General features: G+C 63.3%; 11 protein-coding genes. 2 read left to right on the top strand and 9 right to left on the bottom strand.

Annotated elements, in window-relative coordinates:
* Window positions 1-36: 36 nt before the first annotated feature.
* Entirely contained in the window at window positions 37-2,250 is a 2,214-nt protein-coding gene (locus AAFN84_RS08760; protein WP_347514179.1) for a 3-hydroxyacyl-CoA dehydrogenase NAD-binding domain-containing protein, read from the bottom strand.
* Window positions 2,251-2,404: 154 nt separating this feature from the next.
* Here AAFN84_RS08760 and AAFN84_RS08765 point away from each other — a divergent pair, with 154 nt between their 5' ends.
* Complete coding sequence (locus AAFN84_RS08765; protein ID WP_347514180.1) at window positions 2,405-3,181, top strand: EAL domain-containing protein; 777 nt, start codon at window positions 2,405-2,407, stop codon at window positions 3,179-3,181.
* 29 nt (window positions 3,182-3,210) lie between these two features.
* Here AAFN84_RS08765 and AAFN84_RS08770 read toward each other — a convergent pair whose 3' ends face one another.
* The 8 genes from AAFN84_RS08770 to AAFN84_RS08805 all read right to left on the bottom strand — a co-directional run bounded on the left by AAFN84_RS08770 (window position 3,211) and on the right by AAFN84_RS08805 (window position 10,235).
* The gene (locus AAFN84_RS08770; protein WP_347514181.1) at window positions 3,211-3,354 is read right to left on the bottom strand and encodes a hypothetical protein; all 144 of its coding nucleotides are present in this window, start codon (window positions 3,352-3,354) and stop codon (window positions 3,211-3,213) included.
* A 12-nt stretch (window positions 3,355-3,366) separates the two neighbouring features.
* Window positions 3,367-4,011, bottom strand: a complete 645-nt coding sequence (locus AAFN84_RS08775) for an FMN-binding negative transcriptional regulator (protein ID WP_347514182.1) — start codon at window positions 4,009-4,011, stop codon at window positions 3,367-3,369.
* A 2-nt stretch (window positions 4,012-4,013) separates the two neighbouring features.
* Window positions 4,014-5,222, bottom strand: coding sequence for an acetyl-CoA C-acetyltransferase (locus AAFN84_RS08780; protein WP_347514183.1), 1,209 nt, complete (start codon window positions 5,220-5,222; stop codon window positions 4,014-4,016).
* Between the two features lie 67 nt (window positions 5,223-5,289).
* A complete protein-coding gene (locus AAFN84_RS08785) occupies window positions 5,290-6,462 on the bottom strand; it encodes an acyl-CoA dehydrogenase family protein (RefSeq protein WP_347514184.1) in 1,173 nt (390 codons plus the stop codon).
* Entirely contained in the window at window positions 6,459-6,887 is a 429-nt protein-coding gene (locus tag AAFN84_RS08790; RefSeq protein WP_347514185.1) for an endonuclease domain-containing protein, read from the bottom strand. The genes AAFN84_RS08785 and AAFN84_RS08790 overlap by 4 nt, the downstream gene beginning before the upstream one ends.
* A 134-nt stretch (window positions 6,888-7,021) precedes the next feature.
* Window positions 7,022-8,812 carry an acyl-CoA dehydrogenase C-terminal domain-containing protein gene (locus AAFN84_RS08795; RefSeq protein ID WP_347514186.1) on the bottom strand — a complete coding sequence of 597 codons (1,791 nt, stop codon included), beginning with the start codon at window positions 8,810-8,812 and terminating at the stop codon, window positions 7,022-7,024.
* A gap of 296 nt (window positions 8,813-9,108) precedes the next feature.
* Window positions 9,109-9,531, bottom strand: a complete 423-nt coding sequence (locus tag AAFN84_RS08800) for a VOC family protein (RefSeq protein ID WP_347514187.1) — start codon at window positions 9,529-9,531, stop codon at window positions 9,109-9,111.
* A gap of 260 nt (window positions 9,532-9,791) precedes the next feature.
* The gene (locus AAFN84_RS08805; RefSeq protein WP_347515083.1) at window positions 9,792-10,235 is read right to left on the bottom strand and encodes a MerR family DNA-binding transcriptional regulator; all 444 of its coding nucleotides are present in this window, start codon (window positions 10,233-10,235) and stop codon (window positions 9,792-9,794) included.
* Window positions 10,236-10,665: 430 nt separating this feature from the next.
* Here AAFN84_RS08805 and AAFN84_RS08810 point away from each other — a divergent pair, with 430 nt between their 5' ends.
* Window positions 10,666-14,379 (top strand): peptidoglycan-binding protein, encoded by a 3,714-nt coding sequence (locus AAFN84_RS08810; protein ID WP_347514188.1) that lies wholly within the window; start codon window positions 10,666-10,668, stop codon window positions 14,377-14,379.
* The last annotated feature ends 81 nt before the right edge of the window (window positions 14,380-14,460 follow it).

Raw genomic sequence — 14,460 nt, forward strand, 5'->3', positions numbered from 1 at the left:
GAACTCGAAAAATCGGCCCGCGCTTTAGCGGCGGCCTCAGGCCGCCTTCTTCGCCTTCGGATACGGGTTGAACCGATCGTAGAAGGTCTCGCCCTTGTCAGCCATGTCCGACAGAAGCTTCGGTGCCTTGAACTGCGCGCCGTATTTCTTCTGAAGGTGCTTCGACAGCTTCAGGAACGTCTCCAGCCCCATGCCGTCGATGTAGCTGAGCGCGCCGCCGGTATAGGGCGCGAAGCCGAAAGCGAGGATCGAGCCGACATCCGCCTCGCGCGGATCGGTGACGATGCCTTCCTCCATCACGCGGGCCGCCTCGAGAGCGATCGTGACGAGGAAGCGCTGCTTCAGTTCCTCGACATCGATCTTGTCGGCATCCTGCTGCGGGTAGAGCGTCTTGAGTTCAGGCCAAAGATGCTTCTTGGCCGGCTTTTCCGGATAGTCGTAGAAGCCCTTACCGTTCTTGCGCCCGAAGCGGCCATGCTTGTCGACCATGGTGTTAATGAGCTCGAACTGGTCCTTGTCGACCGCCTTCTCGCCCATGTCGCGAATGGTCTGCTTCATGATCTTCTGGGCCAAGTCGATGGCAGTTTCGTCGGTGAGTGCCAGCGGGCCGACCGGCATGCCGGCCATCTTCGCCGCGTTCTCGATCATCGCCGGCGGCACGCCCTCGATCAGCATCTGGTACGATTCCGACATGTAGCGCAGCACGCAGCGATTGACGTAGAAGCCGCGCGTGTCGTTGACGACGATCGGCGTCTTCTTGATCGCACGGACATAGTCGATGGCCGTGGCGATCGCCTTGTCCTCGGTCTTCTTGCCGAGAATGATTTCGACAAGCATCATCTTGTCGACCGGCGAGAAGAAGTGGATGCCGATGAAGTTCGCCGGACGCTTCGAGTTCTTGGCCAGCGAGGTGATCGGGATCGTCGAGGTGTTCGAGGCGAAGATGGCATCCTTGGCGATGACGGCTTCCGTCTGCTCGGTGGCGCCCTTCTTGACTTCCGAATCCTCGAACACGGCCTCGATCACAAGGTCACAGCCATCGAGGTCCTTGTAGTCGACCGTCGGGGTGATGAGCGACAGAAGCTGCTCCTTCTGCTCTTCCGTGGCGCGGCCCTTCTTGATCGCGCCATCCATAAGCCCGGCCGAATGGGCCTTGCCCTTGTCAGCGGACGCCTGGTCGCGATCGAGCAGCACGACGGGGATTCCCGCCTTGGCCGTGACATAGGCAATGCCCGCACCCATGAAGCCGGCGCCCAGCACGCCAATCTTGGTGAACTTCGATTCAGGCACGCCTGCCGGACGGCGCGCGCCCTTGTTGAGTTCCTGCAGGGAGACGAACAGCGAGCGGATCATCATCCGCGCTTCGGTCGACCGCAAGATCTGCGCGAAATAGCGCTGCTCGATGCGAAGAGCGGTATCGAACGGCACCAGCAGGCCTTCATAGGCGCATTTGAGGATCGCGGCCGCACCTGGATAGTTGCCATATGTCTCGCGGCGCAGGATGGCGATCGCCGGCGGCCAGAGATTGGCGCCAGCAGCCGAATAGACCGGCCCGCCGGGCAGCTTGAAGCCCTTCTCGTCCCACGGCTGGACAGGCTTCAGGCCTTTCTTGATCATCGCCTTGGCGGTCTCGATCAGCTTGGACGGCTCGGCGATCTCGTGGATCAGGTTCATGCCCTTCGCCTTCTTCGGCGACAGGTTCTGCCCTGACGTCAGCATCTGCAGCGCCGACTGAGGATCGGCCAGGCGCGGGACACGCTGCGTGCCGCCGGCGCCTGGGAATATCCCGACCTTGACTTCAGGCAGTGCCATCTTGACCTTGTCGCTGTCAGCAGCCACGCGGCCGTGGCAGGCCAGCGACATCTCGAACGCGCCGCCCATGCAGGTGCCGTTGATCGCCGAGACCCACGGCTTGCCGCTGGTTTCGAGCTTGCGGAAGAGTTTGCTCATCCGGCCCGCATTGTCGAACAGAAGCTGGATGGCCTTCTGTTCGTTCTTGGCCTGCTCCTTGGCGAAGACGCTCAGCATCTTCTGCAGCATGGTGAGGTCCGCGCCGCCCGAGAAGCTCTCCTTGCCGGAGGTGATCACCGCGCCCTTGACCGCCTCGGTCGAGGCGACATGATCGATGATCGTATCGAGTTCATCCATCACCTCTTCGGTGAAGACGTTCATCGACTTATCGGGCATGTCCCAGGTGACGAGCGCGATGCCGTCGGCATCGGTTTCGACGGTGAAGTTAACATATGACATAGTCTTACCACTCCAAAGATGATCTTGGGGCAAAAGATGACTGTGCGTCATCGCATTTAATTGCATCGAACAGAAGTTCGGACCTTTTATTCACTCTTCGGCAACGGTTTGCCGCTTGAACTGAGCGCAACGAAACCGTGCCCATGGAACGCAGATGAACGGACAGTGTGAAGGCTGCCAGACCGGCGAGCGCCTCGACTTCGAATTCTCGATGGCATTTCAGCCAATCATCGACACGGCCGCGAGCCGGGTGTGGGGCTATGAGGCGCTGATCAGGGGGCCGTCCGGCGAGGGCGCGCCGTCGATCCTGGCGCGCGTTCGCCCCGAGCAAAAATACAAGTTCGACCAGGCTTGCCGCGTCAAGGCGATCGAACTGGCTGCAAGGCTGTTTCCGCGGGAAGGCGCGATGCCCAAGCTGTCCATCAACTTTCTGCCGAACGCGGTGTACGAGCCCGCGGCCTGCCTGCGCGCCACGCTCGCGGCGGCGCGCAAAAGCGGATTTCCGCGCGAAGCCATAATGTTCGAGTTCACCGAGAACGAAGTGGTGCGCGATACTGGCCATCTGCAGTCGATCATCACCGAATATCGCAAGCAGGGCTTCATCACGGCGCTCGACGACTTCGGCGCCGGATTTGCGGGACTCGGGCTGCTGGCCGACTTCCAGCCGGATCTCATCAAGCTCGACATGGAGCTCATACGCGGCATCGACTGTAGCCACCCCCGGCAGGTGATCGTCGCCGGCATCATGCACATCGCGCGTGAACTGGGCATTACAGTTCTTGCCGAAGGCATCGAGACCGAGGCCGAATTCACCGTGCTGAGAAGCGCCGGCGTGACGCTTCATCAGGGCTATCTTTTCGCCAAGCCCGGCTTTCAGGTGCTGCCGGCGATCGGCGGCACCTTTGGAGAGACGATGCGCGCGGCCGCCTGAAGGACGCATTGCGCGGGCTGCCACGGCGATCACACGCGCTCGATGATGGTTGCGGTACCCATGCCCGCGCCGATGCACAGTGTCACGAGGGCGGTGTTGAGGTCGCGGCGTTCGAGTCCGTCGCGCGCGATGCCGTCGGCATCGGTTTCGACGGTGAAGTCCTTGTAGCTCATGCTTCCAACCCTTCAGATTTCGGTGGCGTGGCGTTGATTGCCTGCGCGCATCAATTCTGCGACAGAGCGCGCATCCTGCGCGCCGCTCGCGGAAAGTCCGGCGATGACGCCGGAGCGATCCGTATCGGATTTGTGCTGGTTGAGTTTCCAGCTTCCTTCCAGTTGGGTGACCTTGAACCGCAACCCGACGATTCCCCGGGTCATGGACGTGATGTATTTTTCCGGCGCATCGCTGACGGCCCACGGCAGGTCGCGAGAGGCTTCGTTCTGCTCCGTCAGACGGGTGACGTGCTCGATCAGTTCGGCCTGATCCTGGAAGGTTTCAAGCACGCCATGGGCATGCACGACGACATAGGTCCATGTGGGCACGACCTTGCCGTGCTCCTGCTTGCTCTCGTACCAGCCCGGATGAACATAGGCATGTGGCCCCTGAAAAATGGCCAGGGACTGCATGCCTTGGTGCCGCCAGTGCTCATTCCCGCGCGCGACATGCGTTTCCACGACCAGATCGTCGCCGATCTCCCGGACCACCATGGGTATGTGGGTCGCGTGCATGCCCTCTGCGCCGGCCGTGACCAGCGCTGCGAGCTGGATATCACGCATAGCCGCGATGAGGACGTCTCGGCGCTCTTCACGGAACTGCGTCGGCACGTACATGGCTAGACCCGCTCGATGATGGTCGCGGTGCCCATGCCAGCGCCGATGCACAGCGTCACCAGGGCGGTGTTCAGGTCGCGGCGTTCGAGTTCGTCGAGCACGGTGCCGAAGATCATCGCGCCGGTGGCGCCCAGCGGGTGGCCCATGGCGATGGCGCCGCCATTCACGTTGATCTTGTCGTGAGGGATGTCGAACGCCTGCATGTAGCGCAGCACCACGGACGCGAACGCCTCGTTGAGCTCGAACAGGTCGATGTCCGACAGCGTCATCTTGGCCTTCTTGAGAAGCTTCTCGGTCACGTCGACCGGCCCCGTCAGCATGATCGCCGGCTCGGAGCCGATATTGGTGAAGGTGTGGATGCGCGCGCGCGGCTTCAGGTCCATCGCCTTGCCGGCCTTCTTGGAACCGAGCAGCACGGCCGCCGCGCCATCCACGATGCCCGAGGAGTTGCCGGCGTGGTGCACATGGTTGATGGCTTCCACTTCCGGATGGCGCTGGATGGCGACGGCATTGAAGCCGCCCATTTCGCCCGGCATCACGAATGAAGGATTGAGCGAGGCGAGCGACTGCATGTCGGTCGACGGTCGCATGTGCTCGTCATGGTCGAGGATGGTCATGCCGTTCTGGTCCTTGATGGGAACCACCGACTTCTTGAAGTAGCCCTTCTTCCACGAACGGGCGGCACGCTTCTGGCTCTCGACGGCGTAGGCGTCGACATCGTCACGGGAGAACCCGTATTTCGTCGCGATCAGGTCGGCCGACACGCCCTGCGGCACGAAATAGCCGGGCAGTCCCACCGAGGGGTCCATGAACCAGGCGCCGCCAGACATGCCCATGCCGACGCGCGACATCGATTCCACGCCGCCGGCGATGACGATCTCGTCGGAGCCGCCGGCGATCTTCGCGGCGCCGATGTTGATGGCGTCCAGGCCCGAGGCGCAGAACCGCGACAACTGAATGCCGGGCGCCTTGTTGTCGTAGCCGGCCTCGAAGGTCGCCGCGCGCGGGATCACAGAACCCGCCTCGCCGACAGGATCGACGCAGCCGAAGATGATGTCGTCGACCTGGCTCGTGTCGAGATTGTTGCGATCGCGCACCGCTTCCAGCGTCTTGGCGGCGAGACGGACGGCCGGCACCTCGTGCAGCGAACCGTCCTTCTTGCCGCGGCCGCGAGGCGTACGCACGGCGTCGTAAACATATGCGTCAGACATTCGTTTCTCCCTTGATGGCCGACATGAGCAGGACGTCGGCCTTGAGTATATAGCGTTTCAGCCTGCCTTAGAGGCTCCTCGCGATGAGCAGCTTCATGATTTCGTTGGTGCCGCCATAGATGCGCTGGACGCGGGCATCGCGCCACATGCGGGCGATCGGGTACTCGTTCATATAGCCATAGCCGCCATGCAGTTGCAGGCACTCGTCTATAATCTTGCCCTGCAGGTCCGACAGCCAGTACTTGGCCATCGAAGCCGTGACGGGATCAAGACCGCCGGCGATATGGCGCGCCACGCAGTCATTGTAGAACACGCGGCCGACGGTCGCCTCGGTCTTGAGTTCGGCAAGCTTGAACTGCGTGTTCTGGAAATCCATGATCGACTTGCCGAACGCCTTGCGCTCCTTGACATAGTCGATGGTCAGCGCCAGCGCGCGCTCGATCATGGCAATGGCCGTCGTGCCGATCTGCAGCCGCTCCTGCGGGAGTTGCTGCATGAGCTGGACGAAGCCCTGCCCTTCCTCGGAACCCAGCAGGTTCGACGTCGGCACGCGCACGTCGTTGAAGAACAGTTCCGAGGTGTCGTTGGACTTGAGGCCGATCTTGTCGAGGTTGCGGCCGCGCTCGAAACCCTCGACCTCATCGGTTTCGACGACGATGAGCGACGTGCCCTTGGCGCCGGCCGCCGGGTCGGTCTTGGTCACGACGACGATGAGATTGGCAAGCTGGCCGTTGGTGATGAAAGTCTTGGAGCCGTTGAGCCGATAGTGGTTGCCATCCTTCTCCGCGCGTGTCTTCACGCCCTGCAGGTCGGAGCCCGCGCCCGGTTCGGTCATGGCGATGGCGCCGATGAGCTCGCCGCTCGCCATCTTGGGCAGCCACTTCTTCTTCTGCTCTTCCGAGCCGTAGTGAAGAATGTAAGGCGCGACGATCGAGTTGTGGAGTGCTATGCCGAAGCCGTCGACGCCGACATGGCTGATCGCCTCGATGATCGCGCTTTCATGGGCAAACGTGCCGCCAGAGCCGCCATACTCTTCGGGTATCGACGCGCAGAGAAGGCCGTTCTCGCCAGCCTTGCGCCAGCTCTCGCGATCGAAGATCTCGGCCTTCTCGAATTCGTCGTAGCGCGGCGCGATCTCGGCCTCGAGAAAGCGCGTCGCCATGTCGTACAGCATGCCGACCTCGTCGTCGGCCCATGCGGGCTTGGGGAGGTTCAGGATCGTGGCGGGTGAGGTGGTCATGGCTTCATCTCCCCCTCCCCCTTGAGGGGAGGGTGGCCGCGAAGCGGCCGGGTGGGGTCGCTGACGAGGACCGCGACGTTGTCCTTTATCAACTGTGCAACGTGCCAGGCATTGTGAATGACATCCGGCTCGTCAACTCTCAGAACGTGATAACCGAGTGAGCGCAGCCAGGCATCCCGGTTTGCATCATGCCGTTTCCCGCCATTGCTCTCGTGCAGATCGCCATCCACCTCGACAACCAGACGTGCGGCGGGACAGACGAAGTCCACGATATACGGCCCGAGCGGTGACTGACGACGAAACTTTATTCCCTCCGACTTAAGGCCGCGAAGCTCATACCACAGCAGCGTTTCCGCACGGGTCGCGTGGTTGCGCAGACTGCGTGCCTTGTGGCGCATTTCTGCGCTGACGCGCGTTCGCGGCATATTCCTCCCCCATGCCGATGGTCGGAGCGCATAAGAGCGCTGGAACTCGGCCGAGGCAACCCCACCCGTCCATCCGCCTGCAGCGGATGTCCACCCTCCCCTCGAGGGGGAGGGAAAGGCGGCGGATGGCATCATCAAAACGCCTCGGCCTCCAGCGCCATCATCGAATCCGCGCCGGCCGAGATGCGGGCGAGATGCGCGCCGGTTTCGGGCATGATGCGCTCCATGAAATAGCGTGCCGTGACCAGCTTGGAATCATAGATCGGCAGAGACGCGCCCTCGGCGAGCTTGTCGTGGGAGACCTTCGCCATCCGGGCCCACATGTATCCGAGCGCCACGAGACCGAAGAGATGCAGATAGTCGGTCGAGGCGGCACCGGCATTGTCGGGCTTGGCCATCGCGTTCTGCATCAGCCACATCGTCGCGGCCTGCAGGTCGTTGAGGCCTTTCTTGAGCGCCTTGGTGAGCGGAGCCATCTTCTCGTCGGCACGGTTCTCCTCGCAGAAGTCGCCGACTTCCTTGAAAAAGGCCTGGATCGCACGGCCGCCATTCATCGCCAGCTTGCGGCCGACAAGGTCGAGCGCCTGGATGCCGTTCGCGCCCTCGTAGATCATGGCAATGCGGGCATCGCGCACGAACTGGCTCATGCCGTGCTCTTCGATATAACCATGGCCGCCGAACACCTGCTGCGCCATCACCGCATGCTCGAACCCCTTGTCGGTGAGCACGCCCTTGATGATCGGCGTCATCAGGCCGAGATGGTCGTCGGCGGCCTCCTGGTCTTTGGCGTCCTCCGATCGGTGCGCCACGTCGGACTTCAGCGCCGTCCAGAGGATAAGCGCGCGACCGGCCTCGTTGAAGGCCCTCATGTTCATGAGATTGCGGCGGATGTCGGGGTGGACGATGATCGGGTCCGCCTTCTTTTCCGGCGCCTTCGGGCCGGAGATGGAGCGGCCCTGAATGCGCTCCTTCGCATAGGAGACCGCATTCTGATAGGCGATCTCGCCGATCGACAGGCCCTGCATGCCGACGCCGAGCCGGGCCTCGTTCATCATCACGAACATCGCCTTGAGGCCGCCATTCTCGGCGCCGATCAGGTAGCCCTCGGCTTCGTCATAGTTCATGACGCAGGTCGAATTGCCATGGATGCCCATCTTTTCCTCGATGGAGCCACATGACACGCCGTTGCGCTCGCCGGCATTGCCATCGTCATCGAGCTTGAACTTCGGCACGATGAACAGCGAAATGCCCTTCACGCCTTCCGGAGCGCCCTCGATACGGGCAAGCACCAGATGGATGATGTTTTCCGCCATGTCGTGCTCGCCAGCCGAGATAAAAATCTTCTGACCGGAAATCTTGTAGCCGCCACTGCCGTTCGGCACCGCCTTGGTGCGCAGGAGGCCGAGATCGGTGCCGCAATGTGGCTCCGTCAGGTTCATCGTGCCGGTCCAGACGCCCTCGGCCATCTTTGGCACATAGGTCTGCTTCTGCTCGTCGGAGCCATGCTCGAGGATCGCGGCGATCGCGCCTTGCGTCAGCCCCGGATACATCATCAGCGCCATGTTGGCCGACGACATGTATTCGCCGACGGCCGAGTGGACGGTGTAGGGCAGCCCCTGCCCGCCATATTCGGCCGGGATCGAAAGCGACATCCAGCCGCCCTCGCGATACTGGTCGTAGGCCTGCTTGAAGCCCTTGGGCGTCGTCACACTGCCGTCGGCGTTGCGAACGCAGCCTTCCTCGTCACCGACCCGGTTGAGAGGATGCATGACGTTTTCCGCGACCTTGGCGGCCTCACCGAGAATGGCCTCGAGCATGTCCGGCCCGGCATCCGCGAAACCGGAAAGATTCGCGTATCGCTCGTAGCCGAGCACGTCATTGAGCACGAACAGGGTATCGGCGACGGGCGCCTTGTAGGTCGGCATGAAGGGTCCTCCAGGAAGCGGGCGAATCTTCGCGGCGCAGACTTACAGATACCGCGAAACTGGGATCGTGATACCATATCAACAATTGACGTTTTCGTAAACGTCAATCTGAAGGCTGGTGTGCGCAATCCCGCGAAAATCTGATGTGAAAATGCAAGGATTGCCGCTCCGGTCAGGACACGCCGTTGCCGCAAATTCGCGGTCACTCGCGGCGCATCCGTGGAGGTTGAGGCTGGGGCAATTAGGAGAAAGGGCCCGTCCATGACGAGCCCCTGAACATGGACGCGACCTATCCGCTACACCCCGAAAGTGATCAGCCCGCGCTCATCGATGGTCCAGGCGGGGTTCCATGCGATTTCCCATGCGTGGTCGTCCGGGTCGGCCACATAGCCCCGGAAGCCGCCATGCGGCGGCGCATCAGCCTTCCGGATCAGCCGACCGCCCGCCTGGATCAATTGTCCCATCACGATGTCGACATCCTCCCGGGCGGGGACGTTGTGGGCCAGCGAGAAGGCGCCGGGAGCGGAAAGCCTCTTGCGGCCCATGTCCTGTTCCAGCGCCGGCTTGTGGAAAGTGCCGAGCACGAAGCCGTTCATCTGGTAGAAGATGATTTCATCATTCTCGAACACCGGACTCCAGCCAAAGCCCTCCACGTAAAACCCGCGGGAGACGGCCATGTCATTGACGCCGAGCGTGATGATGGAAATCTGTTGTTGCATGTCCAAGTCCTTCTCTCGCCGCGCGCGATTGCGCAGGCGTTCAAGGTCTTGGGCCGTCGCATGGCAACGGAAGGACCCGCTTGTCGCGGGGGCCGGGCCAACCGCACCGGCCTAACCTGTTTCAGACGAGCCAGAGGCTCTCACATTCCCGGCAGGCAGGCAAGATAGACCGTCGCGCCCCCCATGGACGACGCGCCGATGGAAATGAAAAACCCCGGGCGCCAGACCGGCTCCCGGGGTCTTGAAGGGAAGCGCCGGCTTCAGCCTGCGGCAGTTGCCGATTGACGCGTCTGGAGCGCCGAACGCCAATTGGACATGGCGCCCTTTAACTCGTTGATCGCTTCGTCGAGGGAAGCGCGCTGCTTTTCCAGCTTCACGAGCTGACGTTCCGACTTGTCGACCAAGGTACGCAACTGCTTCACGTTGCTGCCCTTGGGATCATACAGGTCCATTACCTGCTTGACCTCGCGCAGCGAGAAGCCGGTCTTGGTTCCCAGCAGGATCAATTTCAGCTTCGTGACGTCACGCTTCGTGTATAGACGGGTGTTGCCCTCGCGCTTCGGGGTCAGCAGACCCTTGTCTTCATAGAAGCGCAGGGTACGCAAGGTAACGCCGAACTGCTTGGCCATATCGCCAATACGAATGTAGCCGTCCGAATGCTCGGCGCCACTGGCCATGCTTTCGCTGGCCGACATCAGATTCATCATTTCACAATTCCCCGTTATCGCGTTCCGACATCTTGCGGAACAGACGACTGGATACCCTTGGGGCGAAAGGCATCCGTTGCATCACTTGAAACAGGACGCGCCGTAAGCCGGCTCGTCAGCATGGCGCGCATATAATCGCTGGCCCGGGATGCCGCAAGTGCGAAATCCTGACGCAGGGTCACGCCACACCTTGGCATCAACAGGGCGACGCGAACATGGTTAACGACTTCTTTACCAGCTCGGGAGAAAGGTGAGCGCGTCGGTGTCCCGTGTTTATCCTGTATTTCGTTGCCACGGTTCTTCCACTCTGGGAGTTCGACCGCATGTGTGCCCTCCACCATACGTGGCGACGCGCGGAAAGAGCTTCAAGGCAAGACGTGAGAACAGCCGGCAATTCCCGGCGACCAAGGCGGCAGCGGACGCTTCTATGAACAACACACGATCCTATCTCGATTCGATCAATGCGGGCCGCAAGCGCCGGCCGAGCACCTCGCTGGAGGAATTGAGCGAAACGCTCGACGAGATCGAGAGCCGAATCGGTCCTTCCCGCGACGACAGGCGCGGCGGTGCCCGGATGCGCCCGCTGGCACGCAGGCTGGCGGCCGAGGCCTCCTATCCGGACGCCTACGACAATCGCGACCGGACCTACCCGGCAGCGCCGCGCAGCCCTGCGCCGGACAGGCGCCGCGCGCCACGACGCGAAGAGCAGCCAAGCCCGGACGAGCTGAACGCCCTGCGCGAGGAACTGCGCCATCAGATGAGCACGGGCCTGAAGCGCGAATTCTTGCGCCTGCGCGACGATATCGAGAAAGCCCTGCAAGGTGCCGCGCCGGCGACGCAGGTCGCGGAACTGGGCGTCGAGTTCGAGCGGCTGGCGGCGATGATCCACAAGCTCGCCCAGCGCACCGACGACCGTCAGCTCAACGTGCTGCGGCTGGAAGTGGAAGAAGTGAAGAACGCGCTTGGAAAGCTTGCGCGCGAAGACACGATACAATCGCTCGACCGCCGCTGGGAAGAGCTCGACCAGCGCTGGAGTGAGCTTGCCACCCAGGTCGCGCAGTCCGGCCGCGACCGCAGCAGCGACGCGGCCGTTCAGGCGCTCGGTGCACGGCTGGAGCAGATCAGCGAGGCGGTTGGCGCGCTGCCCGATTCGCTGGCGTTGCGCGCGCTCGAAGACGAAATGAAGACCCTGGCCGTCACGGTCGACCGGATTGCCCATCGCCAGGACCGGATCGCACCCGATACGCTCGCCGCGATCGAAGACAGGCTGGACGAGATATCGCGGGCGATCGCGGTTTCGGCCGCGCAGGCGGCGGCCCCTGCATACGACCATGAGCCGCTGGAGCGCATCGAGGCACGGATTTCCTCGCTTGCGCACCAGCTTGGCGAAGTCGTGGAAGACAATCCGGCAAGCGCGCTCGCCGACCAGTTGGCGATGTTGTCGAGCCGCGTGGAGGAGATCGGCCACCGCGTCGACGTTCCGAGCGAAACAATCGACCGCCTCGCGGCCCAACTCGACGCGATCACGCGCAAGCTTGACCACACACCTGCAGCGCCAGACATGAGCGGCGTGCTGCGCGGTCTGGAAGACCGGTTCGCATCGCTCTCCGGCCTGCTCGAACAGCGCCAGGACGACGCCCTCTCGCAGGGGCAAAGCCTCTTCCTCGAGCTCGAAAGACGGCTCGACCAGGTCGCCTCGCGCCTCGAAGATGGCGGCCAGGCCGTTCCTGCGGCGCAGGACGCCCAGTTGCTCCAGGCCATGGACATGCGCTTTGCGGAACTGGCCTCGCAGCTTGAAGCACGCCGTCCCGCACCGGCAGACGACCATGCGATCCGCGACCTGGAAGCCAGGCTGGAAACGATCTCGACCCGGCTCGAATCGTCGGTCGAGCGGCCCGCCGTCGATCCTGACCTGATCCGCAGCCTGGAAGCGCAGATCGCCGGCCTCGCCGCGCACATATCGCAGCCTGCCGCGCCCGCCCGCGAACCGGAAAACCTTCTGCCGCGGCTCGACCAGATCGAAAAGTCGATCACCGAAAGCCGACGTGACGTGATGGAAGCGGCCCGCATGGCCGCGGAAGATGCCGTGCGTTCGTTCTCCGGATCGGCCGGCGACGGCGCGGTGGTGGCCGGGCTTGCAGAAGACCTCAAGTCGCTCGAGGCGCTCACCCGCAAGTCGGACGATCGCAACGCCAAGACGTTCGAGGCCATTCACGACACGCTGCTGAAGATCGTCGATCGGATCGGAGCCGTCGAAGCCGGCGCCTCGCGCGGTAACGCGACACCGCCCCCGCGCACCGAAACCGCGCGCGACGCGCTGCTTTCGCTCGACGAGACGCCCTCGCTCTCGGCCATCTCGGACGCCATGCCGCTGGCACCTGTTGCGGACGATGGCGAAGACCGCAGTCTCATGCGCACCGGCAAGAAGAAGCGCTCGGCCGCAGCGGCCGCAGCGGAAGCCGCAGCTGACGCCGCGCGCGAAGAGCAATCTGGAAAATTCGAGGCGGCGGGTCGCCTTTGGAAGCTGGGTGGACTGAAACGGGCTCTTTCAGCACGTGGCAGCAAGCCTACGCTGGAGCAATCCGAACCGATTTCCGGGCTGCCGGAAGCCTCCGTTTCGGATGCGCCGGAGATCGACGCCGAAACCCCGCTGGACCCGCAGGTCGCAAACCGCCCGCTCGAACCCGGCTCCGGCGCGCCCGACCTCAACGCGATCATGAAGAGGGTGCGCGACGAGCGCGGCCAGCCCGCGCGTGGCAGCGATCCGGATGCCGCAAAGGCGGACTTCATCGCCGCCGCACGCCGTGCCGCGCAGGCGGCCGCCGCCGAAGCGGAAGTCATGAAGCGCAGCCCGCAGACGAAGGCGAAGGGCGGGAAGTTTTCCAGCCTGCTCGGCAACAAGCGGAAGCCGGTGCTGATGGGCATCGCGGCGGTGTTGATGGCTCTCGCTGCCTTGCAGTTCGCTCGTTCCTGGAACAGCGATCCCGAGACGGCCAGCGTGCGCCCGGCTGCTCCCTCGGTCGAGACTGCACAGATACTCGAACAGCCCGCTCCGGCGCCTGCCGCACCTTCGGTTGAAGAGCCCGTGCTCGCAGGCCAGGAAAGCTCAGCACGCTCGATGATGGCGATGGCGCCCGAAAGTCCGGAAGACGTTGCCACGGACTGGCTCGATACCGGGGCCGCCACACCGGTCGCTGAACCAGTTGCCCCGGCACCGGAGGCGGCGGCTGCCACGGATGAAGGGGCAGCGGAGATCGAAGCAGCGCCCGCCGCCGGCGATCAGACCACGGTCGTGATCCCGGTGGAGGCCGGACCGGCGCCCCTGCGGGAAGCGGCGGCCACGGGCGACCCGAAGGCGCTGTTTGAAATCGGCAACCGCTATGCCGATGCTCGCGGCGTCGAACAGGACATGGCGACCGCCGCCGAATGGTACCGGCAGGCGGCCGAACAGGGTCTGGCGCCCGCGCAATACCGCATCGGCAACATGTACGAGAAGGGGCTGGGACTGGAAACCGACCTCGCGCAGGCGAAGTCCTGGTACACGCTCGCCGCCGAGCAGGGCAACGCCAGCGCGATGCACAACCTGGCTGTGCTGAATGCCATGGGCGCTGATGGAGCGGCCGACAACGAGGCCGCCGCCCGCTGGTTCGAGCGCGCTGCCGAACTCGGCGTCAAGGACAGCCAGTTCAATCTCGGCATTCTTTCAGCCAAGGGCGTGGGCATGCCGCAGAACCTCGAGGAAGCCTACAAGTGGTTCTCGCTTGTCGCCGATGCCGGCGACCGCGACGCCGCGCAGAAGCGCGACGAGATCGCCAACGCACTGCGCCCCGAACAGCTCGAAACCGCACGCGACGCGGCGGAACTGTGGCGCGCCAAGCCGCTCGATGCCGAAGCCAATGCGGTCGAGATTCCCGACGGCTGGCGCGAAAGCGACGAGACGACGTCGAGCGTCGACATGAAGCAGGCAGTGCGCAACATCCAGCTCATCCTCAACAAGAACGGCTATCAGGCCGGCACCGCGGACGGGGTGATGGGGCAGAAGACGAAGACCGCCATCGCAGCCTTCCAGAAGGACAACGGCATGGCGGCAACGGGGGAGGTCGACGAGGCGCTCGTGCGCGCATTGCTTGACCGCCGCTGAATGCGCCACCGCATGTCGCATTGATGCAAATACCCGCAAATACGGCGATTTTTTCCGCCTGAAGCGGCCTGGACGGTTTGA

Source organism: Mesorhizobium sp. CAU 1741, from assembly GCF_039839275.1.
In the GTDB taxonomy this organism is placed as follows: Bacteria; Pseudomonadota; Alphaproteobacteria; order Rhizobiales; family Rhizobiaceae; genus Aerobium.